Consider the following 24,630-nt stretch of genomic DNA (forward strand, 5'->3'; position numbering starts at 1 on the left):
GCGGCGCCCGGTCCCTTGCCCTTCCTTGCCTCGCCCTAGCCGCCGCGCGCCGCACCCGCTCGATCGGCGATTTCGTTCCACAAATGCATGGCGGCGTACGCGCGCCAAGGGCGCCATGTGTCGGTGCGGGTGCGCTGTTGGGTCGCGCGCACGAGCGCCGGATCGCGCGCCGCGATGGCCTGCATCAGCACGAGATCGGTCGCGGGCCACGCGTTTGCGTCGCGCCACGCGCGCATTGCGACGTATTCCACGGTCCACGGCCCGATGCCAGGCAACGCGAGCAGCGCGGCGCGCATCGCGTCGAGGTCGGCGGCCTCTGGCGCGATAGTGTCGATTTGTCTGTTTTGGCGCTTGGTGCGCGGCTTTTCCTGATCTTTTTCTGCTTTCTCTGCGTAGGCGCGTTCGATTTTCACCACACCGCTCGCCACGGCCTGCGCGAAGCCCTGCAGCGCGGCCACGCGCTTGCCCGGCATGCCGATGCCCGCAAGATCGGCGGCGGCGAGCGCAGCGGGCGTGGGAAAGCGCCACGCTGTGCGCGCGTGCGCGTGGCCGTCGATGCGCTTGCCCACGCGTTCGACGAGGCGCCCGACAATGGTCGTGGCCGCTTTCACGCTGACTTGCTGCCCGACGATCGCGCGCACCACGAGTTCGAAGCCCGACCACGCGCCGGGTACGCGAAGCCCCGGCACGGCCGCGACGAGCGGCGCAAGCCATGGATCGCAGCTCAGATGCGCGGCGACTGCAGCAGGATCGGCGTGCACGTCGAACATGCGTGAGAGCGGCGCGGCAAGCGCCGCCGCGTGTGCGCTGACGGGCCCATCGACCTGCACGACGAGGCAATGCTTGCGCGCGTGACGGCGTACGGCGAGCGTGCCGCTCGCGCCGTTGAAGTCGATCGCGCGCAGCCACGCGCCGTCCTCCACCGCTTCGACGCCCGGCGTTGCGCGGCCGCTGAAAAAGCGCAGGGCGCGCGGCCAGTCGTAGGGCGCGCGAAACGGCAGTTCGAGTGTGGCGCTCGGTGTCTGCGACTCGGTTTGTGCTTCGGGTTGTGGGGCGATGACACTCAAGCAGCGGTCTCCGGTGTTTTGGCGCGGTTCGAGGTCGAACGGTTGTCTTTCGCGCTTTTTGTTGATCGCGTGGTTCCCTGCGATGTACGGATCTCGCCGGCGCGCGATTCAGCGTCGATCAGCGCCGCCTTGCGCTCGAGCCCCCAGCGATAACCCGCGAGCGAGCCGCCCTTCTGCACGACGCGATGGCACGGAATCGCCAGCGCCACCGGATTCGACGCGCACGCGCTAGCCACGGCCCGCACCGCGCGCGGTGCGCCGAGCGTTTCGGCGATCTGCGTGTAGCTGCGCGTCTCGCCGTAGGGAATGCGCTGGAGCGCGTCCCACACGCGCTGCTGGAACGCCGTCGCGGCAATGTCGAGCGGCAGATCGAAACGCTCGCGCCGGCCATGCAGATACGCGTCGATCTGCGCGGCGAACGGCGCGACCGTGGCCTTGTCCTCAATGCACTGCGCGTTCGCGAAATCGGCCGTGAGCGCGGCGGTGAGCGTCGTGGCATCGTCGCCGAACGCAATCCGGCAAATGCCCTTTGCCGTTGCCGCGATCAGCACGAAGCCGATCGGTGTGGGCGTGGCGGCGTAGTGAATCGTCAATCCCGCGCCCTTGCGGCGATACGCGGAAGGCGCCATGCCCAGCTCGCCCGGCACGCTGTGATAGAGCCGCGACGACGAGCCGAAGCCGGCGTCGGCGCTTGCGCGCGTGACGTCGGCGCCCTCGCCCAGCGCGTCGCGCAGCACGGCCCCGCGGCGCGCCGCCTGATATTGGCGCGGCGAGACGCCCAGCACGCGCTTGAAGAGGCGCTGCAGATGAAATGGGCTCAAATGCACGGCTTCGCCCAACTGCGCGAGCGTGAGCCGTTCTTGCGGGTCGGCGTCGAGCGCCGCACAGGCGCGCCGCACGATTTCCAGCTCGCGCGGCAGGCCGCCCGGGCGGCAGCGCTTGCATTCGCGATAGCCAGCGGCGCGTGCGTCGTCGGCCTCGACGAAGAATTCGATGTTCTCGCGCCGCGGCAGCCGCGACGCGCACGACGGGCGGCAGAACACGCCGGTCGTGCGCACGGCGTAGAAGAATGCGCCGTCGGCGCGGGCGTCGCGCGACGTGACGGCTTGCCAGCGGTCGGTGTCGTTCGTCCACTCGCGCGCTGGCGTGTCCTTGGCTTTTGCAGGTTTCATCGCTGGTTTCATTTCAGGGACGGCGCTCATTTGAGGGCTCCTCGTGGTGCCTGTCTGTATGCCCCCACTCTAGCTTCGCGTACGGACGATAGCGCGCCGGATCTTGCGCTGTCATTGCGGTCGGCATGGGCCATGAGCGTGCCCTTGCCGGGTACTTATCTGGCACTTTTATGGCCCTCGGTGAATCCCTGGTGGCGCGTTGCCGATTCCCGTGCGACAAAATAGTAACTTTGCGGGTTTTCCCTTAAAAAGTTGTTGCATCGCGTCAGCCGACTCGGTATAGTGGTTCCTGTCTCCTCCATGTCTCCTCCTGATATGGATTAAGCCCGCTCACAGCAGCGGGCTTTTTTTCGTCCAGCGTTTCCCCTCCCTCGCCCGCTATTCTCCGCCGATTGCCGTTCGCGAGGCCCGCTGCCATGCGCGCATTCTGCGCAGCCCTGCGTCCACAGGTTCATCATGGAAGCCCTGCACGACCTCGAGGACGCCATGCGGATAAAGATTCGTGAGATCGACCACGTCGTCATTCGAACAGCCGATCTGGCCGCCATGACGCGTTTCTATTGCGAAGTGCTCGGCTGCGAGCCGGAGCGTGAGCAGCGCGATCTCGGGCTCACGCAGTTGCGCGCAGGACGCTCGCTCATCGACCTCGTGACGATCGGCGGTCCGCTCGACCGGGGCGCCGGCGCGCCGCCTGCTGGCGCAAGCGGCAACATGGATCATCTCTGTTTGCGTGTGGAGCCGTTCGATGCCGAGGCGCTCACGTCACATCTGGCGCAGCATGGTGCGCGCCCCGGCAATGCCGTCGAGCGCTATGGGGCGGAGGGTTTGGGGCCGTCGCTGTATCTGTTCGACCCGGAAGGCAACATGGTGGAACTCAAGGGGCCGCCGCACGCCTGAACGCGCGCGCAGCCGGCTTTCACACGTTTTCGGGGGCCTTGAACACGCTCCATTCGACCGCCACGGGCTCGGCGCTCGTATTGCCGATCCAGGCCGCGCCGTCCTGCACCGTGCATTGCAGGCGCATGGTGCGCTCGGCCAGCGCGCCAAGCGACGCGGCAACGCCCTCGCCCAGCGACCAGACCGTGACGTTGCGCAGGCGCTCGACCTTGTTGCGCACGCCTTGCCACCAGATGTCGGAGGTCCGCCCGCCGTAGGCGATCACGATGACCTCGTCCGCGCGGCCGCTTGCCTTGGCAATACGGCGTTCGTCGGGCTGGCCCACCTCGATCCACGTTTCGATCGCGCCCGTGTAGTCCTTGCACCAGAGGTCGGGTTCGTCCGTATCGGAGAGGCCTTTGCAGAACTCGAGCCGCTCGCCCGCAAAGAGCGCAAACGCGGCGATGCGGACCATCATGCGGTCGTCGGTTTCGGAAGGATGGCGCGCGATCGTGAGCGCATGGTCGGCGTAATAGTGCCGGTCCATGTCCGCGATCTGCAGTTCTGCCTTGTAGATGGTTGATTTGAGTGCCATACCGAATTCCGGGCGCGCGAAAGCCGCACATGATAGCGAAGTTTCAAGCAAGCGACGTGCCGGTCGAGTCGACATGCAGCGTGTGTCGAACGCGACGACGCAATGCGGATGGTCTGAGGAGAACGTGACGGGGGTTTGACAGCGGCGCGCGACGCGTTGGATCACGTCACGGCAGCGTGCCCCTCAATCACGATGGCCCGGCGCACGTGCGTCGGGCCACCTTGCGAGGGGCGCGTTGACACTTCACGAATATCTTCCGGGTGCGACTCGCACGCTTCGCGGGTGAGCGCAATCTCCGGCAGATGGGGATGCGAGCTTATTGCTTGATGAAGCGGTCGCTGGTCCAGAGACCTTGCTCATCGGCGTTCGCCGCGTTGACGAATTCGACGTCATGACCCACCACCTGTACGACGCGGAACGACTGGTTGTCGGGCGTGGACAGACACTGGAATCCGGTGAAGTACTCCTGCATCTGCTGACGCTCGCCGGCCTGCTCGTGCTGCGCGACGGCGTCGAGCTTGTCCTTCGAGAGGCAGCCATAGGAACCCGGCTTGAGCTGCACCGTTTGCTGCGGCTTCACGCCGACATCCTGAGCCTGAACCGCAAAGGCGCAAGCAAAGCTGGCCGCCACGGCGGCGATACCGGATAGCATTTTCATGTTTGCCTCCTGCGGGATTTTAGTCAGGTTAGCTATGTATTTAACTCTCATGCCGGACCCGCGTCTTTAAACATAGAAAACGGTTGAAAGACTGCAAGACCGACTTGTGTGCGCTTGCAACAGGCGTGGATGCTTGCAGCATGAAGTCGAGCGGCGCGATGGCATTCGGCTCGACGTCAAAGGGCGTCAAGCCGCACTCCGAAGCGTTGATTACAAGGCACCGTGCCTTATCCAACAAGCCGCAGCTGGTTATAGCCGGGATAGGACAATCGAACCGGCTTTGATTTAAGCGGTTTAGTAGACGCTTGAATGCGTAATGACGCGGCGCACCCAAAGTCGCCTGAGCGCCAATTGCTAGCGGGCGCATTAATGGATTGGCGACAGAATAAAATCGATGCCAGGGCGCGCCTGAAGCTATCGAAAAAAGGTCGCACGCCCTGCTTGCGTACCGCAAAAGTTCGTGGATAAATCGGGCTTCCCAACGGAGGAACCCCCATGACTTTCGCTCACTGGCTGCCGTTCGCGATTGCGTCGGCCATTCTCGTTGCCATTCCCGGCCCCACCGTGCTGCTGGTCGTTTCCTACGCGCTCGGTCACGGCCGACGCTACGCGCTCGCCACCACGGCTGGCGTTGCGCTCGGCGACTTCACGGCGATGACCGCGTCCATGCTCGGGCTTGGCGTGGTCCTGGCAGCCTCCGCCACGCTGTTCTCGGTGCTGAAATGGGTGGGCGCGGCCTATCTGATCTACCTCGGCGTGAAGCTCTGGCGCGCGCCGGTTGGCGAAGGCGCCGCGCCGGACACGTCCGAGACGCGCACTGGCCGCATCTTCGCGCACGCGTATGCGGTCACCGCGCTCAACCCGAAGAGCATCATTTTCTTCGTCGCCTTCGTGCCGCAGTTCATCGACCCGCATGCGGCCATGACGCCGCAGATCGTCGTGTTCGAGGCCACGTTCCTCGTGCTCGCAACGCTCAACGCCGTCTTCTACGCACTGCTCGCAGCGGCCGCGCGCAAGGTCGTGCGCAGCCCGCGCGTGCAGCGCGCGATCAATCGCACCGGCGGCACGCTGCTCATCGGCGCTGGGCTCTTTGCCGCCGCGTGGAGAAAGTCGGCGGCATAACGGCCTCCTTTTTTGGCGCGATTGCGGCCGTGACGCGGGCCAGGTTTGGAGGCCCGCGAACCGGGCACGCAGGCTGCTCAGGCTGGCTTGTGATGGTTGGCGAACATTGTTTTGCGCACTGGATGTGCAAACTGTCGCGTCCCGGCTACAATGCAGTTGCAAACCGCTTGACAACCAGGAGGTTATCGTGATCGAACACGTAATACTGGGCGCGTTTCTGGTGATTCCCCTCGTCATTGTCGTCTTCCTGTTTTCCGACGAAATTCTCGAGGAGCATCGACAGCGCGTGGAAGCGGGCGACGGACACCATATGGACTGGCGTCATCCGTTGCGCAGCCTTTTGCATCACTGAGCGGGCGTACGCATCGCGCGGATGAACGCGCCGAAGCCTATGGGTGGCACTCGTGGAATTCGAGTTCTCCTGGATGGCGTACTTCGTCGCATTGTTCGTGCTGATGGTGCTATCCATCGCGCTCACCCTTCTCTGTCCGTCTGCTGGGCAGCGCGGTAGCACACCGCGCTCGCAGGAGGCCGACGCGCACGACGGCGAGCACGCACGCTGACGGGACTCGCTCCCGGCCAGCGCGCGCTGCCAGGCCACATCTTCCCGTAATTCGGCGTTACCACTTGCAGCACCTGTATCCAGTATTCGGGCTGACAATCGGCCGCATGTTTTCAAAGGTTCTCAGGGAGAACGACATGCGAAAGATGGCGGCCGTTTTGGTGCTGGCGGGGTGTGCGGTGGCGGCAGGCCCCGCGAGCGCGCACGATCACGGCGGTGATGTGGTGGGTGCGCTGGTGGGCGGTGCGTTGATTGGCGCCGCGGTCGGCGCCGTGCTGAACAGCGGCCCGGCGGTGGTGTACCCGGCTCAGCCGGCCTATGTGCAGCCCGCGCCAGTGTATGCGCAGCCCGCGCCAGTGTATGCGCAGCCCGCGCCAGTGTATGCGCAGCCCGCGCCGGTCTATGCCGCCGTTCCGGCCGGCGCGGCATGCTACGACCAGTATTCGGGCCGCTATGTACCCTGCGCGCCGGCGCAACCCGCGCCGCCTCCGCCGCAATACGACGACGGCTACGTGCAGTCCGGCTATGGACAACAGCCGGTTTATGCGCAGCCCGGCGGCGGCTGGTAATTCAGGCAGCGGCGCGTGTACCAAGGCGCGCCGCGCTTCACGCGGATCGTTGCCTGCGCTTAGCCCGTTTGCTCGACGGGCGTGACCCTCAGGTCAAGCCGCTGCGTCAAGCGGATCACACCGATATCCACGGCGCGATCAATGCGCGAAACGTCGAAGAGACGCTGCAGCGTGTCGATGCCGTCCACGGGCAGGCCGTCGATCGTCACGATCGTGTCGTCCACGCGCAGGCCGCCGAGCGCGGCTGGACTGCCCTTGACGATCTCCATCACCCGCACGCCGGTCGTTGCGCTCAGGTCAAAATAGCGCTGCACCCTGCGCGCGATCGGCACCGTGGTGCCGGCAATGCCGATATAGGCCCGGCGCACCCGGCCGTGCGCGAAGAGCTGCGTGATGACCCACTTTGCCGTGTCGATGGCCGTGGCGAAGCAAATGGCCTGCGCACCCGGAATGATCGCCGTATTCACGCCAATCACCTGTCCCGCCGAATCGATCAGCGGTCCACCCGAGTTGCCCGGATTGAGCGCGGCATCGGTCTGGATTACGTCGTAGATCATGCGGCCGGACTCGGAGCGTAGCGAGCGGCCGAGAGCCGACACGACGCCCGTCGTCACCGTTTGCGCGAGGCCCAGCGGGCTGCCCACGGCGATCGCGATCTGTCCGACGCGCAGGCCCGCCGAATCGCCCAGCTGCGCATGCGGCAGCGCCTCTGGCGCGCCGATGCGCAACACGGCGAGGTCTGTGCTCGGGTCGTCGCCGACCAGGTCTGCACTCTGCGTCGAGCCGTCCGCGAGCGTGACGCTGAGCTTGCTTGCTCCGTGCACCACGTGGCTATTCGTCAGCAAGTAGCCGTCCGGGGTGAACAGGAAGCCCGAGCCGCTGCCGCCGCGTGCGGGCGCTTGGCCCGATGCGCGCCGCTCGACAGCAATGTGCGCGACGGCCGGCTGCACGCGCTCCAGCGCGCCGATCACAGTGCGCGAATAGGCGTCGAGGAGCGCGCCGTCGTCGATGCCCGCACGCTGGCCCGCGCCGTCGGGAGGGACGCCGCGAGCCAGATCGTCAATGAAGGAAGGTCGTCTGCCCACGATTCTCAATCTCCGAAAAAAGTGGGCTGTACATGCAGGGGGCGCGCGGCGTTTTCAAGAGCGCGAGCCGGACCCGTCAAAAGGTTAAGGATTGTTAAATCGGGGCGCAAACCGTTGCTGTGCAAGGGGCTGGCCGCGAGAATGGTGAGGCGGCGACAACCCCTCGGCGGCGCGTAGGATGCCTAATGGCAAGCTCTTGACCGCGGCCCCTGCCGCGGTCTTTTTTGTGCCTGCCGTCCCGGAAAAGAAAAAAGCCCGCTTGCGCGGGCTAATCCATGCTCGGGTGACATGGCGAGGTTAAGCGGGGCGAAGCAAAGTCGTGAACCGACGAGTCATGCGGCCAGCGCCTCTCGTGCCTTCGTGCCGAAGGCAGCCTGGCGCGTTTCGAGCTCGAGCATGAGCGCGTCGACCGCCCGGAACTGGGATGGCGTGATCTGGGCGCGGTCGAGCAACGCGGAGAGGCGCTCGTACCAATAATCGAATGAAAAGACGGCCGGTGTCGTGCCAGCGGATAACGAGGGCGCCATTGCGCGCGTGATGTGCGCGATCTCGTCGTCGATGAATCTCATGGTTGCCCCCGTGTGCCGGCCCAGCGTCTTGTAAAAGCGTGTCTCGCCACTTTAGTTCGGCGGTGGCGCGTGTACAGCTATCACATCGGATAGGTCAAGTTCAGAGATCAGACATCAACCTTTCAAGGGCCTTGTTATGGTCCCCTTAATGTCGCCAGCCGTGGCCGTAATAGCCGCCCACGCCAACCCCGATATCCACCGAAGGCGCCGCATAGTAGCCCGGCGCATAACCGTAGCCATAGGCTGGCGCAGGCGCGTACGCGTATGGCGGCGCCACCACACAACCCGTGAGGCCAGCCGACAAGGCAACCAGAGCCATTGCGCAGAAGAGTGTTTTCATAGTCGTTCTCCTATGGCACCGATTGTCGACGAGGCACGCCGGGGCAATGGTTTGGAAAAGCAACGATGTGTGTCCACAAATTACAGCCGCCCGCAATGGACGCCGTGGTTTGATGGGGGAAGAGAGTCGTGTTGGCGAGCGGAAGAGACGGGGCGCGCCCGTTAAAGAATCGATTGTCAGTGAATCGCCAAATGAATCGCACTACGAAGTAAATGACGTTGCAGTTAGCTCGTAGTGCGCAAAGGAGAGGCTGAACAAGCGTTGCTTATGAGCGCGTCGCCAGGTTGCCTGACGGTCGCCGGAAAAAGCGCCCAGGCCGTGAGGCCCGAGCGAAGCCGTCGAGTCAACGACGGCGGAGGTATTCATTCAGGTATGCGAAGTGATTGCCGTGGATCATGCAAGCGTCTTAGCGGTATTGCTGTGTTACGGATGGTTATACATTGCGTTCCAGTCGGACTTGGGCACCGCCGGGCGGCCCGCATCCGAGTTGCCTGCTGCCGCGCCGCCATAGCCGCTCGTTGCGCCGTTCGCGGCGGACACCTTGGCTTCGGCGGCGAGAAGGTCGTCGGGGTAGTGCGGGTCGGCCCCTGCGCCCGGACGCCAGCCTGCCTTCTCGAGCTGCACGAGCTCGGCGCGCACCTGGGCGCGGGTAATGGGCGCATTCGACTGCGCGAACGATGCCACCGGCACGACGAGGGCAACGGCAACGGCTACGGTCTGGATCAGGGACTTCATGCTAACTACCTCCTTTGGCTTTTGGTTCGGCGCGACAACATGTCTGCATCCGATGAGCGAAAGTCTAGGAGGATTGCCGCCGAGGGTTAACCCTCGTGTTTCGAAGGGATTGTTCCAGGCGGCGGAAGAATGGGTGGGGCGCGATGCGGGGTTACTTCCCGATACAAAACCGGCTGAAGATCACACCCAGCAGGTCATCGGACGTGAATTCACCGGTGATCGAATTCAGCGACTCCTGCGCGAGGCGCAGCTCTTCGGCGAACAGATCGAGCAATTGCGAATTCTGGTCGGCGTGCGCCGCCGCATGCGCGAGATGCTCGCGCGCAGCGCGCAGCGCGATGAGATGCCGCTCGCGTGCGAGATAGACGCTCTGCGCGTCCGCCTGCCAGCCTGCAATGCGCAGCAGCTCCGCGCGCAGCAGCCCGATGCCGTCGCCCTGTTTCGCCGAAAGACGCAACTCGCAGACTTCACTACCGCTAACCGCGCGACGCATCGCCACTTCGGGCGCTACGCCCGTCAGGTCGGTCTTGTTGAGCACGCGGACGACCGGCACACCGGCAGGAAAGCGCGCGGCGATCGCCTCGTCTTCGGCGTTCATGCCCGTGCGCGCATCGAGCAGATGCAGCACCACATCCGCGCGGCCGATTTCGCTCCACGTGCGCTCGATGCCGATCTTCTCGACCTCGTCCTCGGTGTCGCGCAAACCTGCTGTGTCGATCACATGCAGCGGAATGCCTTCGACCTGGATGGTTTGGGAAATCTTGTCGCGCGTCGTGCCGGCAACGGGCGTCACGATCGCGAGTTCTGCGCCTGCCAGCGCGTTCAGCAGCGACGACTTGCCCACGTTGGGCTGTCCCGCGAGCACGACGGAAAGTCCTTCGCGCAGCAAAGCACCCTGGCGCGCCTCGGAGAGCACGTGGTCGAGTTGTGCGCGAATGCGCGTGAGCTTGCCACGCGCGTCGGCAGCCTCGAGGAAGTCGATCTCCTCTTCGGGGAAATCGAGCGTCGCCTCAACGAGCATGCGCAACGTGACGACGTCGTCCACGAGCGCGTGGATGTCACGCGAGAATGCGCCGTCGAGCGAGCGGCCGGCCGAGCGCGCGGCCGCTTCCGTACTCGCCTCGATCAGGTCGGCCACGGCTTCCGCCTGGGCCAGATCGAGTTTGTCGTTGAGGAACGCGCGCCGCGTGAATTCGCCAGGCTCGGCGAGGCGTAGTCCGAACTCGCGGCCGGCTTCGATACAGCGCTGCAAAACGAGCTGCAGCACGATCGGGCCGCCGTGCCCCTGCAGTTCGAGCACATGCTCGCCAGTGTACGAATGCGGCGCGGGAAAGGACAACGCGATACCGCGATCGAGCACGGTGCCAGCGCCGTCGAGGAAGGGCACGTAGCTCGCATGGCGCGCAACCAGGTTCTGGCCGGTGAGGGCCTGCATCAACGCTGCGGTCGCCGCCGCGCCCGCGCGGCCGGCCGAAACCCGCACGACGCCGATCCCGCCGCGTCCGGGCGCAGTTGCGATGGCGACGATGGGATCGGTATCGGTGGCGAGCATGATGGGTGTGGACCGTGGAGCAGGGCTGAAATCAGGACTAAGTGCGGGGACCGACTACGGTCGCGTGAGCACTCTCAAAACGCGAGGCATTGTAACGCGCCAGACAAAGCGCTTTCCGGCTGGGCAGCTAGCCGAGACTTCTCTGTTTTTATCTTGAATTAGATAAGATTGATCTCAACAAATTCTGTCAGAATTTGGATAACTGGAGCGGCAGAAGCCACCAATGCCATGCGCATAAGGGAATTTGCGAGGATCTCGACCGAAATCATAAGGCCGTCAGAAGCAGGCGAATTATCCCTTAATTACGCTAAATATAGCCTAACTGGTTGTCATCTTCGCCGATTTCGGGCTGCACAATCTGGCCCATGCCGACATCCGACGAAAAAGCCGCCTTTGCCGAACGTCTCAAGTTCGCCATGAAGCGCGCGCCCGAAAAACTGCGCGGCAGTACCGACCTGGCTAACCGGTTCAACCTGCGCCATCACGGCGAGCATCCGGTTTCGCCGCAAACCGCTCACAAGTGGCTCAGCGGCCGCACGATACCCACGCACGACAAACTGGAGACGCTGGCGAAGTGGTTCGACGTGGATATTCACTGGCTGCACTATGGTCCGCCGGGCAACTCGGGTTCGACCGTGCCGCGGCCCCGCAAGCCTGACGACAAGTATCCGGTTTCCGAGGAAACGCTCGAACTGGCCTCGAAGATCGAGTCGCTCAGCGCCCATCACCGCTATCTCGTGCAGGAACTGGTCGCCCAATTTTATGGCGACGCGGAGAAGAACTAACGCGCGAGCACGAACGCTGCGCTTTGCGGCGTCAAGGAAACGGCAATCCACTCAAGCAAAAAGCCGTCCGGTTCACACCGGACGGCTTTTTTTCGAGCCTTGATTCAAGTGGCGGCGTCACCGCCGCCACTGCACTCAGGCTGCCTTCTTCTTGTTTTTGCCCATCATGCGCGTGATGTAGTACTGCTGCGCGATCGAGAGCACGTTGTTCACGACGTAGTACAGCACGAGGCCCGCCGGGAAGAAGAAGAACATGACCGAGAACGCGATCGGCATGAACATCATCATCTTGGCCTGGACGGGGTCCGGCGGCGTCGGGTTCAGCTTCGTCTGCACGAACATCGAGACGGCCATCAGCACCGGCAGGATGAAGAACGGGTCTTGCTGCGAAAGGTCGTGAATCCAGAGAATCCACGGCGCGCCGCGCATTTCCACCGACGAGAGCAGCACCCAGTACAGCGAGATGAACACCGGAATCTGGATCACCACCGGCAGACAGCCGCCGAACGGATTCACCTTCTCGGTCTTGTAGAGCTCCATGAGCGCCGCATTCATCTTCTGCGGGTCGCTCTTGAAGCGCTCGCGCAGCGCCTGCATGCGCGGCGTGATTTCCTTCATGCGCGCCATCGACTTGTAGCTGGCGGCGGAGAGCGGGAAGAACACGGCCTTGATGAGCAGCGTGAGCAACACGATCGACCAGCCCCAGTTGCCCACGTAGCTGTGGATCTTCTCGAGCAGCCAGAAGAGCGGCTTGGCGATGATCGTCACCCAGCCGTAGTCCTTCACGAGTTCCAGACCCGGTGCGATGCCTTCGAGCATGCGCTCTTCCTGCGGGCCCGCGAAGAGGCGCGCCTGCACGTTGTCCGTCGCACCCGGTGCGATCGTGCCGAGCGGCTGCTTCACACCCACGCGGTAGAGCGAGTTGTCGAACTTCTCGACGTAGATGCTGCGCTTGGCGCCTTGCTGCGGAATCCACGCGGTCGCGAAGTAGTGCTGCACCATCGCGATCCAGCCGTTGTCGGCCTGGGTCACGAAGTCAGCCTTGTTCTTGTCGATGTCGCCGAACGTGATCTTCTGGAAGTGATGCTCGTTCGAGTACACCGCCGGGCCGATGAAGGTATGCGAGAAGCGCGGCGTTTCGACCGGCTCGCTGTCACGCACGATTTCCATGTACAGCGTCGGCGAAACCGGCGCGCCGCTCACGTTCTGCACCTTCCAGTCCACGCCGATCACGTAGCTGCCGCGCGTGAACGTGTAGGTCTTGGTGACCTTCACGCCGCCTTTCTCGGGCGACTGAAGCGCGATCTGGAAGGAGTTGGCGTCGCCGGTCAGCTCGCGCGGGCCGTCGACTGCCGTGAACACGTCGTTGTGGTTCGGGAAGTCGCCGCCGAGCAGGCCCGTGCGTGCCAGGTACGTGTGGTCGTTCGTGTGGTCGAACAGCGTGATGTACTGGTCCGGACCCTTGCCGTCGGCGCTTTCCTTCACGAGCGACAGCTTCACGAGCGAACCGCCGCGCGTGTCGATCACGCCGTCGTAGACGTCGGTGCGGAAATGGACGAGCTGGGCTGCAACTGCAGCCGGCTGGGCGGTGTTCGTCGGCGCCTGGCCCTCGGCGGCCGCGGCCGCCGGCAGGTCGGACGCGCCGTTGGCGGCGCTAGCGGGCGCGGGGCCGCCGGCGGCGGTTTGCGTCTGCGTTTGCGTCGCGTTCGGGAAGAACATCGACTGGCGTCCATGGTCGCGCTGCCAGTTGTCGTACAGCATGACAGCTGACATGAAGAAGATGACCCATAGGACGGTGCGTTTGATATCCATGCGTTGTCTCAGTGTCGATGGAATGGCGCGTCAGCGCTTTTTCGGAGATACAGGCGGGACGAGATCGATGCCGCCCGCCGAAAACGGATGGCAGCGGCACAGCCGCCGCGCGGCGAGGTAAGTCCCGCGCGCGGCGCCATGATACTGGATTGCCTCGCGCGCGTAATCCGAACAGGAAGGATAAAAACGGCACCGGCTGCCGAGGAGGGGACTCACGGCAAGCTTGTAGAAACGCAGCAGTGCGATCAATACCGTTTGCATGGCGTTGCGGCCTGACTGCGCCGCGCTCGATGACGAACCACGTGCCGCTTGCGCGGCGTCTACGTCGGATAAGCCGGACTCGCGCGCCCCGCTCATGATGTGCGGGAACTGCCGTGGTCCGGCGGCGGAACGCTACCGGCCTGGGCACGCGCCGGCTCCTCCGCTGGTTGCCCACTTGGTGCCGCGGCCTGCGCCGCGCAAGGGGTGCGCGCAGATGTCGCAGGCGTAGCACTGCCACGCCGCGTGACTTCGCGCGCGGCCTTTTCGAGCAGCGTCTCAATCTCGCCGCGGCACAAAGCTTTGAGCCCCGGCGAAGACGCGCCCGGCAGCGCCTTGCGGTCGAACTTCGTATGCAGGCGCAGCAGCAGGTCGAAACCTTCGAACTGCGCACGGCGCACACGAAACGCTTCGCGGGCAATCCGTCGCACCAGGTTGCGCGTTACCGCGCGCGGTGCGTACTTCTTGCCGATCACGAGTCCGAGCCGCGCCTCGTTGCCGGTGGGCCGGCCGTACACGACGAAGTGTTCGGTGCGGCGCCAGGGGCGCAAACGAAAAACGGATGAGAACTCATCCGTTTTCAGTAGCCTTGCGGCTTTCGGAAAAGCGGCTTGCGTTCGCGACGGCATGACGCCCCGATCAGTTACCAGGTTCGTCCTGTTCGCCGTGCTCGCGAGCGGGCCGCTACCCGTGATTTCGCTGATAGCGATGCTGCCCGACTTAGACGGCGAGGCGCTTGCGACCCTTCGCACGGCGTGCGTTGATCACTTTGCGGCCACCAGCGGTCTTCATGCGCACGCGGAAACCGTGGGTACGCTTGCGACGGGTAACGGAAGGTTGGAAAGTACGTTTCATGTTGCTCTCACTGTTGAGTTTTGACCGCGGCGAGCATCGCGGAAAAAGGCAATGGCCGGTGGTACTAGGGATTGGTTTTCGAGGAACCCGCTATTTAAGCCGGTTTTTCGTTGGCCGTCAATAGGTTAGGCGATCGAACCTTTTCAAGCCACCGCATCGCACCTGTAGTGACTGCTGTAAGGGAACGAACGAACGTGCGTTGATCCGTCCCTGTGGATAACTTCCTGGCGAGGGGATTTCGGCGTTAGAATCTCGCCTATCCCAAGAATCCTGCATGCCGCTCCGGCCCGCCTGCTTGCCGCAAGACCCTTGCCGCGCGGGCTTCCGGAGCAATTGCCGTCGCCTCGTCAGGGCCTCGTCGCGTGTGTGCGACAAGAGCGGAGCGACTGCAACGCATGCAAACAAAACGACCACAGCAACTCGATGAACGAATTCTGGCAACACTGTTCCGCACTACTGGAGCGTGAGCTAACGCCCCAGCAGTACGTGACGTGGATTAAACCGTTGGCCCCGGTTGCCTTCGATGCTGCGGCGAACACGCTGCAGATAGCCGCTCCCAACCGCTTCAAGCTCGACTGGGTCAAGAGCCAGTTCTCGGGCCGGATCACCGATCTGGCACGCGACTTCTGGCAGACCCCGGTCGACGTGCAGTTCGTCCTCGACCCGAAGGCGGGCATGCGCGCGCCTCACGTCGCGCCCGCTGCCGCACCGCGTGCGCCTCTGGCCAGTGCGCCTGCATCGGCTGTCGCCGCCGCCGCGCCGCAACCGGCCGCCGTCACTGGCGGTACGGGCCTCGCCGGCATGGTGCAAGCCGCGTCGGCCGCCGTCGCGCAGGCTAGCGCTGAAGACGCCGCCGATCTCGATCTGCCCAGCCTCGACGCCAACGAAGCCGCCGCCGGCCGCCGTACCTGGCGTCCGGGCCAGGGCGCGGCCGCGGCTGCCTCGAACGGCGAACCCGACCCGACCTACGAGCGCTCGAAGCTCAACCCGGTGCTCACGTTCGACAACTTCGTGACGGGTAAGGCGAACCAGCTCGCACGCGCCGCCGCCATTCAGGTGGCCGACAACCCGGGCATCTCGTACAACCCGCTGTTCCTGTACGGCGGCGTAGGCCTTGGCAAGACCCACTTGATCCACGCGATCGGCAACCAGCTGCTGCTCGACAAGCCGGGTGCGCGCATCCGCTACATCCACGCCGAACAGTATGTGTCCGACGTGGTGAAGGCCTACCAGCGCAAGGCGTTCGACGACTTCAAGCGTTACTACCACTCGCTCGACCTGCTGCTGATCGACGATATTCAGTTCTTCTCGGGCAAGTCGCGCACGCAGGAAGAGTTCTTCTACGCGTTCGAGGCGCTCGTCGCCAACAAGGCGCAGGTGATCATCACGAGCGATACGTATCCGAAGGAAATCTCGGGTATCGACGACCGTCTGATCTCGCGCTTCGACTCGGGCCTGACCGTGGCGATCGAGCCGCCCGAGCTGGAAATGCGCGTGGCCATTCTGATGCGCAAGGCGCAGTCGGAAGGCGTGAGCCTGAACGAGGACGTGGCGTTCTTCGTCGCGAAGCATCTGCGCTCGAACGTGCGCGAACTCGAAGGCGCGCTGCGCAAGATCCTCGCGTACTCGAAGTTCCACGGCCGCGAGATCTCGATCGAGCTGACCAAGGAAGCGCTCAAGGACCTGCTGACGGTTCAGAACCGCCAGATTTCTGTCGAAAACATCCAGAAGACGGTGGCTGACTTCTACAGCATCAAGGTCGCCGACATGTATTCGAAGAAGCGCCCGGCCAATATCGCGCGCCCGCGCCAGATCGCCATGTATCTGGCCAAGGAGCTGACGCAGAAGAGCCTGCCGGAAATTGGCGAGCTGTTCGGCGGCCGCGATCACACCACGGTGCTGCACGCCGTGCGCAAGATCGCCGACGAACGCACCAAGGACGCTCAGCTCAATCACGAGCTGCACGTGCTCGAGCAGACGCTGAAGGGGTAACACGCAGACAAGCAGCACCTGAACGGCGGGGCGGACGGTCGCATCCCGAGGGTTTGCCCTGTTTATTTCGCGGATCGCCCCCAATTTAGGGAAGTGGTCCGTTTTCAGGCACAATATGGGTTTAACCGCCCGGCGGTCCGGGGCGGGAAACACGCCGCGGCCTGTGCTGCATCAACCGTCTGAGCGGCGCCGAAGCCGCCGCCCACACATGCGATTCGTGGGGTCGCGTCGGCAAAACCGGCGCCAGGCGGGCGCGCAGACCGTCACATCAACGAAGGAACTCTATGCAACTGGTCAAGACCGAACGCGATAACCTGCTGAGGCCGCTGCAAACGGTGAGCGGCATTGTCGAACGCCGCCACACGTTGCCGATCCTCGCCAATCTGCTGATCACCAAAACCGGTTCCGACGTCTCGTTCCTGTCGACCGACCTCGAGTTGCAGATCACCACGACCGCCGACTTCGGCGTAGGCAACGACCAGGTGGCCACGACGGTCGCCGCGCGCAAGCTGCTCGACATCCTGCGCGCCATGCCCGACGGCCAGGTCACGCTCACGCTCGCCGACAAGCGCCTCACGGTGCAGTCGGGCAAGAGCCGCTTCGCCTTGCAAACGCTCGCCGCGGACGAGTTCCCCACGGTGGCGCAGGCCAAGGACTTCGGCGCGAACCTCGCGGTGCCGCAGAAAACGTTCCGCCAGTTGCTCGGCATGGTGTATTTCGCCATGGCGCAGCAGGACATCCGCTACTACCTGAACGGCATGCTGCTCGTCGTGGACGGCGACCAGCTCATGGCGGTCGCAACCGACGGCCACCGCCTCGCGTTCTCGTCGATGAAGATCGAAGGCTCGTTCGCGCGCCAGGAAGTCATCATCCCGCGCAAGACCATTCTCGAACTGCAGCGCCTGCTCGAAGACATCGACGACGTGCTGAAGATCGACATCGGTTCGACGCAGGTGAAGTTCACGTTCGGCCAGGTCGAACTGGTTTCGAAGCTCGTGGAGGGCAAGTTCCCCGACTTCCAGCGCGTGATCCCGAAGGCGCACAAGAACACCTTCCAGATCGGCCGCGAAGAACTGCAGCGCTCGCTGCAGCGCGCGGCGATTCTCACGTCCGACAAGTTCAAGGGCGTGCGCTGCATCATCGAGCCTGGCCAGCTCAAGATCATGTCGACCAACGCCGACCAGGAAGAGGCGCAGGAAGAACTGGAAATCGCCTACCAGGGCGACACCATCGACATCGGGTTCAACGTCACGTATCTGCTCGACGTCCTCGCGAACCTGAAGGTCGACACGCTGGAAGTGAGCCTCGGCGACGCCAGCTCCAGCGCGCTCATCACGATTCCCGAGAACGAGGAATTCAAGTACGTGGTGATGCCGATGCGCATCTAAAAAGCGCGACAGAAGAAGAACACCAGGGGGCGCTGCGCCCCTTTGGCGTTTTTATGGCTTTTTGAAAAAGTCTCGAGCAGTAACACAGGCAGTACGCAGAACCGGAAAATTCCATGACTGATACGAACAACTCGCAACCCGACAACAGCTACGGCGCCTCGTCGATCCAGATCCTCGAAGGTCTGGAGGCAGTGCGCAAGCGGCCCGGGATGTACATCGGCGACACGTCGGACGGCACCGGTCTGCACCATCTCGTCTTCGAAGTGCTGGACAACTCGATCGACGAAGCCCTCGCCGGCTACTGTAACGACATCCACGTGGTGATTCACGCGGACAACTCCATCTCGATCACCGATAACGGCCGCGGCATTCCCACGGACGTGAAGATGGACGACAAGCACGATCCGAAGCGCAGCGCCGCCGAAATCGTGATGACCGAGCTGCACGCGGGCGGCAAGTTCGACCAGAACAGCTACAAGGTCTCGGGCGGCCTGCACGGCGTGGGCGTGTCGTGCGTGAACGCACTCTCGAGCTTTCTGCGTCTGACCGTGCGCCGGGACGGCAAGAAGCACTTCATGGAATTTCACCGTGGCGTGCCGCAGAACCGCGTGCTCGAAGAGCGTGACGGCCACACGGTCTCGCCCATGCAACTGCTTGGCGACACCGAAAATCGTGGCACCGAAGTGCACTTCATGGCCGACGAAACCATCTTCGGCAGCGTGGAGTACCACTACGACATTCTCGCCAAGCGTATTCGCGAACTCTCGTTCCTGAACAACGGCGTGCGCATTCGCCTGACCGACCAACGCTCGGGCAAGGAAGACGATTTCGCCTTCGGTGGCGGCGTGAAGGGCTTTGTCGAGTACATCAACAAGGCGAAGACCGTCCTGCACCCGAACATCTTCTACGTGCAAAGCGAGAAGGACGGCGTGGGCGTCGAAGTGGCGATGCAGTGGAACGACAGCTACAACGAAAGCGTGCTGTGCTTCACGAACAACATCCCGCAGCGCGACGGCGGCACGCACTTGACCGGCCTGCGCGCGGCGATGACGCGCGTGATCAACAAGTACATCGCCGACAACGAAATCGCGAAGAAGGCCAAGGTCGAAACCTCCGGCGACGACATGCGCGAAGGGTTGTCGTGCGTGCTTTCCGTGAAGGTGCCGGAGCCGAAGTTCAGCTCGCAGACGAAGGACAAGCTGGTTTCCTCGGAAGTGCGCGCGCCGGTCGAAGATGTCGTGGCGAAGGCGCTCGAAGAGTTTCTGCTCGAAACGCCGAACGACGCGAAGACCATTTGCAGCAAGATCGTCGACGCCGCACGCGCACGCGACGCCGCGCGCAAGGCGCGCGAGATGACGCGCCGCAAGGGCGTGCTCGACGGCGTGGGCCTGCCGGGCAAGCTCGCGGACTGCCAGGAGAAAGATCCGGCGAAGTCGGAAGTCTATATCGTCGAGGGCGACTCGGCAGGCGGCTCGGCCAAGCAAGGCCGTGACCGCAAGTTCCAGGCAATCCTGCCGCTGCGCGGCAAGGTGCTGAACGTCGAAAAGGCCCGCTACGACAAGCTGCTGTCTTCCGAGCAGATCGTCACGCTGATCACCGCGCTGGGCTGCGGTATCGGCAAGGACGATTACAACCTCGACAAGCTGCGTTATCACCGCATCATCATCATGACCGACGCGGACGTGGACGGCGCGCACATCCGCACGCTGCTGCTCACGTTCTTCTATCGCCAGATGCCCGAGATGATCGAGCGCGGCTACGTGTATATTGCACAGCCGCCGCTGTACAAGCTGAAGGCGGGCAAGGACGAGCGCTATCTCAAGGACGATTCGGAGCTGAATGCGCATATGCTGCGTCTCGCGCTGCAGGGCTCGGAGCTCGTGCCGAACGAAGGCGCAACGCCAATCTCCGGTGACGCGCTTGGCGAGCTAGCACGCTCGTATCAGCTTGCACGCGGCGTGGTGGATCGTCTCTCGCGTCTGTACGACGAGCGCGCGCTCGAAGCAATCATGGACGGCGTGGCGATCGATTTGTCGAGTGAAGAATCGACCGAGGCTTCGGCGCGTGCACTCGAAGCGCAACTGCGCGACGATCCGCTCAAGCCGGAAGTGAGCGTGGTGCCGATGTACGACCAGGTGCGCGAGCAACGTTCGCTGCGCGTGGAGCGTCGCCATCACGGCAACGTGAAGGTCTCAGTGATCGACGAGGAGTTCCAGCTCACCGCCGACTATCAGCAGCTCGTGAACACGGCCAATACGTTCAAGGGCTTGATCGGCAAGAACGCCGTGATCAAGCGAGGCGAACGCAGCATGGCCGTGAACGACTTCAAGAGCGCGATGAAGTGGCTGATCGCCGATGCCGAGCGCAACGTGTCGAAGCAGCGCTATAAGGGGCTTGGCGAGATGAACCCCGGGCAGCTCTGGGAAACGACGATGGATCCGACTGTGCGACGTTTGCTGCGCGTGCAGATCGAGGACGCGATCGCCGCCGATGGCATCTTTACGACGCTCATGGGTGACGATGTCGAGCCGCGCCGTGCGTTCATTGAAAGCAATGCGCTGCGGGCGGGGAATATCGACGTTTGATCGTCCGATGCTGCCATTGAAAAGCAAACGCCCGGGGAACCGGGCGTTTTTATTTGATGCCGCAGTTCGTGCCGCAAAGCCCACCGCGATGCGATGAAAGCGCCCCGGGAGGCGCTATTTTTTTGTCTGGAAGACAGCAAGAACTCGCGCCCGGAAGTATCCACAGCCCTCAGCGGATAACCCTCGGAAAACCCCAGGAAATCACTGTGCATGAATCGGGGATAACTTCGGCAGCGCAAAAAATGTGGAAAAGTTGCCAGCAGCTGCCTGGCGTTGTCCCGTTAACACCCGCAAGGTTATGTTTTTTCCACAGCCTTGTTTACTCAATGGTTTTCCACGGTTATCCACAGAATACCCAGGGCCTTGTTAACTATTACTACGTTTACGTATACATACGTTATTAAAACCTTAGAACCCTCGCATCGGAAACGACGATGCCGCCGTAAACCGTCCCGGCGGCATCGTCCTTACCCTGCAAATCGCACGGCTCAAGCCAGCGGGATATAAAGCTCCGTCTTCAGGTCCTCCGGCGCCGCCTCGTCAGGCGTATTCAGATAAACCTCGAACGAAGGCGCCGAAAAGTCCGGCTTGCGCCCGAGCTTCTGCAAGCCTTCGTTGTAAAGCCACATCCACGCTTGCTGCAGCCCCTCATACGGCCCCTTGTGAAGCACCATCGCGTGTTCGCCGCCACGCAGCTGAACCTTCTCGACAGGCGCCAGGATCTCCACATCGGTTTCTTGCCCCAGATGCAGTGCCGCTTTCGAGCGCAGCTTCGATTCTTCGACCGTCTTGGGATCGTCGTAAAAGATGCCAACCATCTTCGAACCGGACGTGCGCACGTTGCGCTCGCCAAGCCATTGCGCGAGCGTGTAGAACGCGTCGCTGATCTTCATGTACGGACCCACGTGGCTGACGGCGAGCAGATCCGTTGGCTCGAGGGTGAGGAGCTTCACGTCGCGGTTTTGCATGATGGCGTCTCCAGGTGCACTGGCCACGCGAATGCGCGGCTGCATGCGCCCGAAGATAGCACCGTGCTCCGGTAGACGCCCTCGGCGTGCCGAGGACTCGAGCGTCACAAACTCACACGTGTTACCGGATGCGCCTCGAGCCACGCGTTCTCTTCGTCGTCGTAGAGCCGCGAGCGCGTGAGAAAGCGCAGGCCCGTGGGTCGTTCGAGCGAAAACATGCCGCCGTTGCCTGGCACGGCGTCGATGATGAGCTGGGTGTGCTGCCAGTACTCAAACTGCGCCTCCGTCATATAGAACGGCATCCTGCCGATTTCTCCCAACTGCACGTCGGCATTGCCGACCATGAACTCGCCGACGGGAAAGCACATGGGCGCGCTGCCGTCGCAGCAGCCGCCCGACTGGTGAAAGAGCACCGGGCCATGTTCGCGCGTTAGCTGCTCGATCAGCGCGAGTGCGGCCGGCGTGGCGGTAACACGTTCGACCATCTCGTGACGCTCCTCTCAAAGTGCAACGAAGCAGGCCCAAGCAGGCGTCGCGCGCAGTGGCGGCTTCCGGGCCGCAAAAACACCGCGCGCGACGCGCAGGGCACGCAGTGGGATCAGAAGAACCCGAGCGGCTGCTCGCTATAGCTCACGAGCAGGTTCTTCGTTTGCTGGTAGTGGTCGAGCATCATCTTGTGGTTCTCGCGCCCGATGCCCGATTGCTTGTAGCCGCCAAATGCCGCGTGCGCCGGATACGCGTGGTAGCAGTTGGTCCACACACGCCCCGCCTGGATCGCGCGGCCGAAGCGGTAGGCACGCGTACCGTCGCGCGTCCACACACCCGCGCCGAGGCCGTAGAGCGTGTCGTTGGCGATTTCCAGCGCTTCTTCTTCAGTCTTGAAGGTCGTGACGGACACGACGGGCCCAAAGATTTCCTCCTGGAAGATGCGCATCTTGTTGTGGCCGCGGAAGACGGTGGGCTTCACGTAGTAGCCGTCGCCGAGTTCGCCGGTGAGTGTGTTGCGCTCGCCGCCAATCAGGCATTGCGCGCCTTCCTGCTTCCCGAGGTCGATATACGAGAGGATCTTCTCGAGCTGCTCCTGTGAGGCCTGTGCGCCGATCATCGTCTTCGTATCGAGCGGGTGGCCTTGCTGGATCGCCGCCACGCGCTTGAGCGCGCGCTCCATGAAGCGGTCATAGATCTTTTCGTCGATGAGCACGCGCGACGGGCACGTGCACACTTCGCCCTGGTTGAGCGCGAACATCGCGAAGCCTTCGAGCGCCTTGTCGAAGTAGCTGTCGTCGTGGTCGAGCACGTCGGCGAAGAAGATGTTCGGGCTCTTGCCGCCCAGCTCCAGCGTCACCGGAATGATGTTCTGGCTCGCGTACTGCATGATGAGGCGGCCCGTGGTGGTTTCGCCGGTAAAGGCGATCTTCGCGATGCGCTTGTTCGAAGCGAGCGGCTTGCCGGCTTCGAGACCGAAGCCGTTCACCACGTTGAGCACGCCGGCCGGCAGCAGGTCCTGGATCAATTCGGTCAGCACGAGAAACGAAGCGGGCGTCTGCTCGGCGGGCTTGAGCACCACGCAGTTGCCGGCCGCGAGAGCGGGCGCGAGCTTCCACGCGGCCATGAGGATCGGGAAGTTCCACGGAATGATCTGGCCGACCACGCCGAGCGGCTCATGGAAGTGATACGCAACCGTGTCGTGGTCGATCTCGGAGATGCCGCCTTCCTGCGCACGCACACAGCCCGCGAAATAGCGGAAGTGGTCCGCGGCGAGCGGAATATCGGCGGCGAGCGTTTCACGCAGCGGCTTGCCGTTATCGATGGTCTCGGCCACGGCGAGCTTGTGGAGGTTCTGCTCGATGCGATCGGCGATGCGGTTCAGAATATTGGCGCGGTCGGTGGGCGAGGTCTTGCCCCATGCGGCTTTCGCTTTGTGTGCGGCGTCGAGTGCGAGTTCGACGTCGGCCTCGCGCGAGCGCGGAATGGACGTGAACGCGTGACCCGTGATGGGCGAGATGTCGTCGAAATACTCGCCGCCGAGCGGCGCCACCCACTCGCCGCCGATGAAGTTGCCATACTGCTTCTTGTACGGGAATTCGGTGGTCAGGAATTGCATGTCCGCGTGATTCATCTCCGTGCTCCTCTGTGTTCTCGATCTCGATATGGACGGGCGCAGCGAGGCCGCGCTACCGCGGGACGCTAACGCGAGAACCATGCCAGCGCGGCGGCGCAGCCGCGTCGCGCCATGCGGTAGCGGCTCGGCGCACGCGTACCCTGAAAATGCGTGATCTGCGGGCCATGCAGGCAATCGGCGGATTGCGTCAGCCCGGAACAGAGGGGCATTCAACTGCTCAAGAAGTGAACAGCCGGGAAGCGCAATATCGACGGGAGTTGGAGATTTGCGGCGCGCGGGCCGCACTTGAGGTAGGCTTTGCACCCGTAACAGTCAGGAGAGTCTGCATGTCGAGTACATTCGTTTGCCGCAACCAGTCGTGCGGCACCCCGTGGGAACAGAGCGAGGTCGTGATCAAGAACGAAGGGCAGGGGCCCTTGTTCCGGTGTCCGCTGTGCGGTGCCCGCAACTACCTTGAGCAGTTCGAAGACGACGATGGCAACGTCGTCTATGAGCAGGTGGACGGCAAGCCCTTCCTCTGAGCGCTGGCGGCTAGAGGATCTGCGTCGCGAGCGTGATGCCGAAGAAGAAGCCGCCAACCAGGCCAAGCGCACGGCCGACCAGTAGCTGGTTCAGATCCTCGTCCAGCATCATGGGGTCGCGCCGGTCGCGCAGCACCGTTTTCAGCAGCAAGGGGCGGATCAGGAGTGCGCAAGCGGCGATCACGACCGGCACTGCAAGGCGGATAGCCAGGCTGACGTGCTTCTCGGGCGGAATATCCAGCCAGACCAGGAGCAGGACCAGAAGCGTTGTGACGAGCGCACCGATGATTGCGCCTGCCACGAGCCGGTCGACAGGATGACCGTGCATCATGATTTACCTCGTTGGAACAGTTGACCTGACTATGATCAGCATTTAGTCAGAAAATCCCTATAGGAAGAGTCCGAAAGTGAGATAGGCTATTCGGGATCAAATCATTCGGAT

The 24,630-nt window shown here is 63.3% G+C and carries 26 protein-coding genes and 1 pseudogene; 10 read left to right on the top strand and 17 right to left on the bottom strand.

What is annotated here, in order from left to right:
• Positions 1-35: 35 nt before the first annotated feature.
• The gene (locus U5A65_RS15595; protein ID WP_321946871.1) at positions 36-1,058 is read right to left on the bottom strand and encodes a DNA-3-methyladenine glycosylase family protein; all 1,023 of its coding nucleotides are present in this window, start codon (positions 1,056-1,058) and stop codon (positions 36-38) included.
• A gap of 5 nt (positions 1,059-1,063) precedes the next feature.
• Positions 1,064-2,239, bottom strand: coding sequence for a bifunctional DNA-binding transcriptional regulator/O6-methylguanine-DNA methyltransferase Ada (gene ada, locus U5A65_RS15600; protein ID WP_321946766.1), 1,176 nt, complete (start codon positions 2,237-2,239; stop codon positions 1,064-1,066).
• A gap of 486 nt (positions 2,240-2,725) precedes the next feature.
• Between ada and U5A65_RS15605 the strand changes: the two genes are divergently transcribed.
• Complete coding sequence (locus U5A65_RS15605) at positions 2,726-3,136, top strand: VOC family protein (RefSeq protein WP_321907797.1); 411 nt, start codon at positions 2,726-2,728, stop codon at positions 3,134-3,136.
• 19 nt (positions 3,137-3,155) lie between these two features.
• On the opposite strand, the gene U5A65_RS15610 is transcribed toward U5A65_RS15605, so the two are convergent.
• Complete coding sequence (locus tag U5A65_RS15610; RefSeq protein WP_321907254.1) at positions 3,156-3,710, bottom strand: YaeQ family protein; 555 nt, start codon at positions 3,708-3,710, stop codon at positions 3,156-3,158.
• A gap of 316 nt (positions 3,711-4,026) precedes the next feature.
• Positions 4,027-4,368, bottom strand: a complete 342-nt coding sequence (gene sap1 / locus U5A65_RS15615) for a surface attachment protein Sap1 (RefSeq protein ID WP_321907255.1) — start codon at positions 4,366-4,368, stop codon at positions 4,027-4,029.
• Positions 4,369-4,863: 495 nt separating this feature from the next.
• Between sap1 and U5A65_RS15620 the strand changes: the two genes are divergently transcribed.
• The 4 genes from U5A65_RS15620 (at position 4,864) to U5A65_RS15635 (ending at position 6,621) form a co-directional block, all read left to right on the top strand.
• Positions 4,864-5,490 carry a LysE family translocator gene (locus U5A65_RS15620; protein ID WP_321907257.1) on the top strand — a complete coding sequence of 209 codons (627 nt, stop codon included), beginning with the start codon at positions 4,864-4,866 and terminating at the stop codon, positions 5,488-5,490.
• A 187-nt stretch (positions 5,491-5,677) separates the two neighbouring features.
• Entirely contained in the window at positions 5,678-5,842 is a 165-nt protein-coding gene (locus tag U5A65_RS15625; protein WP_176732878.1) for a hypothetical protein, read from the top strand.
• A gap of 43 nt (positions 5,843-5,885) precedes the next feature.
• Complete coding sequence (locus U5A65_RS15630; RefSeq protein ID WP_321907260.1) at positions 5,886-6,053, top strand: hypothetical protein; 168 nt, start codon at positions 5,886-5,888, stop codon at positions 6,051-6,053.
• A gap of 136 nt (positions 6,054-6,189) precedes the next feature.
• A complete protein-coding gene (locus U5A65_RS15635; protein WP_321946767.1) occupies positions 6,190-6,621 on the top strand; it encodes an ecotin precursor in 432 nt (143 codons plus the stop codon).
• A gap of 59 nt (positions 6,622-6,680) precedes the next feature.
• Here the strand turns inward: U5A65_RS15635 and U5A65_RS15640 are convergent, their stop codons facing one another.
• From U5A65_RS15640 to mnmE, 5 genes are all read right to left on the bottom strand, one after another.
• Entirely contained in the window at positions 6,681-7,706 is a 1,026-nt protein-coding gene (locus U5A65_RS15640) for a S1C family serine protease (RefSeq protein ID WP_415764948.1), read from the bottom strand.
• A gap of 332 nt (positions 7,707-8,038) precedes the next feature.
• Positions 8,039-8,275, bottom strand: a complete 237-nt coding sequence (locus U5A65_RS15645; RefSeq protein ID WP_321934468.1) for a hypothetical protein — start codon at positions 8,273-8,275, stop codon at positions 8,039-8,041.
• Positions 8,276-8,420: 145 nt separating this feature from the next.
• The gene (locus U5A65_RS15650; protein ID WP_321946768.1) at positions 8,421-8,615 is read right to left on the bottom strand and encodes a hypothetical protein; all 195 of its coding nucleotides are present in this window, start codon (positions 8,613-8,615) and stop codon (positions 8,421-8,423) included.
• Positions 8,616-9,038: 423 nt separating this feature from the next.
• Positions 9,039-9,350, bottom strand: coding sequence for a DUF4148 domain-containing protein (locus U5A65_RS15655; RefSeq protein WP_321946769.1), 312 nt, complete (start codon positions 9,348-9,350; stop codon positions 9,039-9,041).
• 151 nt (positions 9,351-9,501) lie between these two features.
• Entirely contained in the window at positions 9,502-10,902 is a 1,401-nt protein-coding gene (gene mnmE, locus U5A65_RS15660; RefSeq protein ID WP_321946770.1) for a tRNA uridine-5-carboxymethylaminomethyl(34) synthesis GTPase MnmE, read from the bottom strand.
• A 365-nt stretch (positions 10,903-11,267) separates the two neighbouring features.
• On the opposite strand from mnmE, the gene U5A65_RS15665 reads away from it, so the two are divergent.
• Complete coding sequence (locus U5A65_RS15665; RefSeq protein WP_321907272.1) at positions 11,268-11,687, top strand: transcriptional regulator; 420 nt, start codon at positions 11,268-11,270, stop codon at positions 11,685-11,687.
• A gap of 135 nt (positions 11,688-11,822) precedes the next feature.
• On the opposite strand, the gene yidC is transcribed toward U5A65_RS15665, so the two are convergent.
• From yidC to rpmH, 4 genes and pseudogenes are all read right to left on the bottom strand, one after another.
• Entirely contained in the window at positions 11,823-13,499 is a 1,677-nt protein-coding gene (yidC, locus tag U5A65_RS15670) for a membrane protein insertase YidC (protein WP_321946771.1), read from the bottom strand.
• Positions 13,500-13,529: 30 nt separating this feature from the next.
• Positions 13,530-13,760, bottom strand: coding sequence for a membrane protein insertion efficiency factor YidD (yidD, locus tag U5A65_RS15675; protein WP_091999750.1), 231 nt, complete (start codon positions 13,758-13,760; stop codon positions 13,530-13,532).
• Between the two features lie 203 nt (positions 13,761-13,963).
• A pseudogene (gene rnpA, locus U5A65_RS15680) lies at positions 13,964-14,386 on the bottom strand (ribonuclease P protein component); the annotation flags it as partial.
• Between the two features lie 91 nt (positions 14,387-14,477).
• Positions 14,478-14,612: a 50S ribosomal protein L34 gene (rpmH, locus tag U5A65_RS15685; protein WP_026120950.1), complete on the bottom strand. Its 135-nt coding sequence runs from the start codon at positions 14,610-14,612 to the stop codon at positions 14,478-14,480.
• A gap of 423 nt (positions 14,613-15,035) precedes the next feature.
• On the opposite strand from rpmH, the gene dnaA reads away from it, so the two are divergent.
• From dnaA to gyrB, 3 genes are all read left to right on the top strand, one after another.
• On the top strand, positions 15,036-16,604 hold the full coding sequence (gene dnaA / locus U5A65_RS15690; protein ID WP_321934466.1) for a chromosomal replication initiator protein DnaA: 1,569 nt from the start codon (positions 15,036-15,038) through the stop codon (positions 16,602-16,604).
• 284 nt (positions 16,605-16,888) lie between these two features.
• Positions 16,889-17,992, top strand: coding sequence for a DNA polymerase III subunit beta (gene dnaN / locus U5A65_RS15695; RefSeq protein WP_028203240.1), 1,104 nt, complete (start codon positions 16,889-16,891; stop codon positions 17,990-17,992).
• A gap of 113 nt (positions 17,993-18,105) precedes the next feature.
• Positions 18,106-20,577 (top strand): DNA topoisomerase (ATP-hydrolyzing) subunit B, encoded by a 2,472-nt coding sequence (gene gyrB / locus U5A65_RS15700; protein ID WP_321946772.1) that lies wholly within the window; start codon positions 18,106-18,108, stop codon positions 20,575-20,577.
• Positions 20,578-21,065: 488 nt separating this feature from the next.
• On the opposite strand, the gene U5A65_RS15705 is transcribed toward gyrB, so the two are convergent.
• The 3 genes from U5A65_RS15705 to adh form a co-directional block, all read right to left on the bottom strand.
• Positions 21,066-21,545 carry a GyrI-like domain-containing protein gene (locus U5A65_RS15705; protein WP_321946773.1) on the bottom strand — a complete coding sequence of 160 codons (480 nt, stop codon included), beginning with the start codon at positions 21,543-21,545 and terminating at the stop codon, positions 21,066-21,068.
• A 104-nt stretch (positions 21,546-21,649) separates the two neighbouring features.
• Complete coding sequence (locus tag U5A65_RS15710) at positions 21,650-22,030, bottom strand: DUF779 domain-containing protein (RefSeq protein WP_321946774.1); 381 nt, start codon at positions 22,028-22,030, stop codon at positions 21,650-21,652.
• A 113-nt stretch (positions 22,031-22,143) separates the two neighbouring features.
• The gene (gene adh / locus U5A65_RS15715; RefSeq protein WP_321907283.1) at positions 22,144-23,664 is read right to left on the bottom strand and encodes an aldehyde dehydrogenase; all 1,521 of its coding nucleotides are present in this window, start codon (positions 23,662-23,664) and stop codon (positions 22,144-22,146) included.
• A 329-nt stretch (positions 23,665-23,993) separates the two neighbouring features.
• Here adh and U5A65_RS15720 point away from each other — a divergent pair, with 329 nt between their 5' ends.
• A complete protein-coding gene (locus U5A65_RS15720) occupies positions 23,994-24,188 on the top strand; it encodes a hypothetical protein (RefSeq protein WP_069264575.1) in 195 nt (64 codons plus the stop codon).
• 10 nt (positions 24,189-24,198) lie between these two features.
• On the opposite strand, the gene U5A65_RS15725 is transcribed toward U5A65_RS15720, so the two are convergent.
• Complete coding sequence (locus U5A65_RS15725) at positions 24,199-24,519, bottom strand: hypothetical protein (protein WP_321907286.1); 321 nt, start codon at positions 24,517-24,519, stop codon at positions 24,199-24,201.
• Positions 24,520-24,630: the final 111 nt, after the last annotated feature.

Source organism: Paraburkholderia sp. J10-1 (assembly GCF_905220165.1).
Lineage (GTDB): Bacteria > Pseudomonadota > Gammaproteobacteria > Burkholderiales > Burkholderiaceae > Paraburkholderia.

Excerpts from the sequence above, each read along its gene's own strand:
- ada (WP_321946766.1), bottom strand. The coding sequence starts at position 2,239 with ATGAAACCTGCAAAAGCCAAGGACACGCCAGCGCGCGAGTGGACGAAC.
- U5A65_RS15605 (WP_321907797.1), top strand. The coding sequence starts at position 2,726 with ATGCGGATAAAGATTCGTGAGATCGACCACGTCGTCATTCGAACAGCC.
- U5A65_RS15610 (WP_321907254.1), bottom strand. The coding sequence starts at position 3,710 with ATGGCACTCAAATCAACCATCTACAAGGCAGAACTGCAGATCGCGGAC.
- sap1 (WP_321907255.1), bottom strand. The coding sequence starts at position 4,368 with ATGAAAATGCTATCCGGTATCGCCGCCGTGGCGGCCAGCTTTGCTTGC.
- U5A65_RS15620 (WP_321907257.1), top strand. The coding sequence starts at position 4,864 with ATGACTTTCGCTCACTGGCTGCCGTTCGCGATTGCGTCGGCCATTCTC.
- U5A65_RS15635 (WP_321946767.1), top strand. The coding sequence starts at position 6,190 with ATGCGAAAGATGGCGGCCGTTTTGGTGCTGGCGGGGTGTGCGGTGGCG.
- U5A65_RS15645 (WP_321934468.1), bottom strand. The coding sequence starts at position 8,275 with ATGAGATTCATCGACGACGAGATCGCGCACATCACGCGCGCAATGGCG.
- U5A65_RS15650 (WP_321946768.1), bottom strand. The coding sequence starts at position 8,615 with ATGAAAACACTCTTCTGCGCAATGGCTCTGGTTGCCTTGTCGGCTGGC.
- U5A65_RS15655 (WP_321946769.1), bottom strand. The coding sequence starts at position 9,350 with ATGAAGTCCCTGATCCAGACCGTAGCCGTTGCCGTTGCCCTCGTCGTG.
- mnmE (WP_321946770.1), bottom strand. The coding sequence starts at position 10,902 with ATGCTCGCCACCGATACCGATCCCATCGTCGCCATCGCAACTGCGCCC.
- U5A65_RS15665 (WP_321907272.1), top strand. The coding sequence starts at position 11,268 with ATGCCGACATCCGACGAAAAAGCCGCCTTTGCCGAACGTCTCAAGTTC.
- yidC (WP_321946771.1), bottom strand. The coding sequence starts at position 13,499 with ATGGATATCAAACGCACCGTCCTATGGGTCATCTTCTTCATGTCAGCT.
- yidD (WP_091999750.1), bottom strand. The coding sequence starts at position 13,760 with ATGCAAACGGTATTGATCGCACTGCTGCGTTTCTACAAGCTTGCCGTG.
- rpmH (WP_026120950.1), bottom strand. The coding sequence starts at position 14,612 with ATGAAACGTACTTTCCAACCTTCCGTTACCCGTCGCAAGCGTACCCAC.
- dnaA (WP_321934466.1), top strand. The coding sequence starts at position 15,036 with ATGAACGAATTCTGGCAACACTGTTCCGCACTACTGGAGCGTGAGCTA.
- dnaN (WP_028203240.1), top strand. The coding sequence starts at position 16,889 with ATGCAACTGGTCAAGACCGAACGCGATAACCTGCTGAGGCCGCTGCAA.
- gyrB (WP_321946772.1), top strand. The coding sequence starts at position 18,106 with ATGACTGATACGAACAACTCGCAACCCGACAACAGCTACGGCGCCTCG.
- U5A65_RS15705 (WP_321946773.1), bottom strand. The coding sequence starts at position 21,545 with ATGCAAAACCGCGACGTGAAGCTCCTCACCCTCGAGCCAACGGATCTG.
- U5A65_RS15710 (WP_321946774.1), bottom strand. The coding sequence starts at position 22,030 with ATGGTCGAACGTGTTACCGCCACGCCGGCCGCACTCGCGCTGATCGAG.
- adh (WP_321907283.1), bottom strand. The coding sequence starts at position 23,664 with ATGAATCACGCGGACATGCAATTCCTGACCACCGAATTCCCGTACAAG.
- U5A65_RS15720 (WP_069264575.1), top strand. The coding sequence starts at position 23,994 with ATGTCGAGTACATTCGTTTGCCGCAACCAGTCGTGCGGCACCCCGTGG.
- U5A65_RS15725 (WP_321907286.1), bottom strand. The coding sequence starts at position 24,519 with ATGATGCACGGTCATCCTGTCGACCGGCTCGTGGCAGGCGCAATCATC.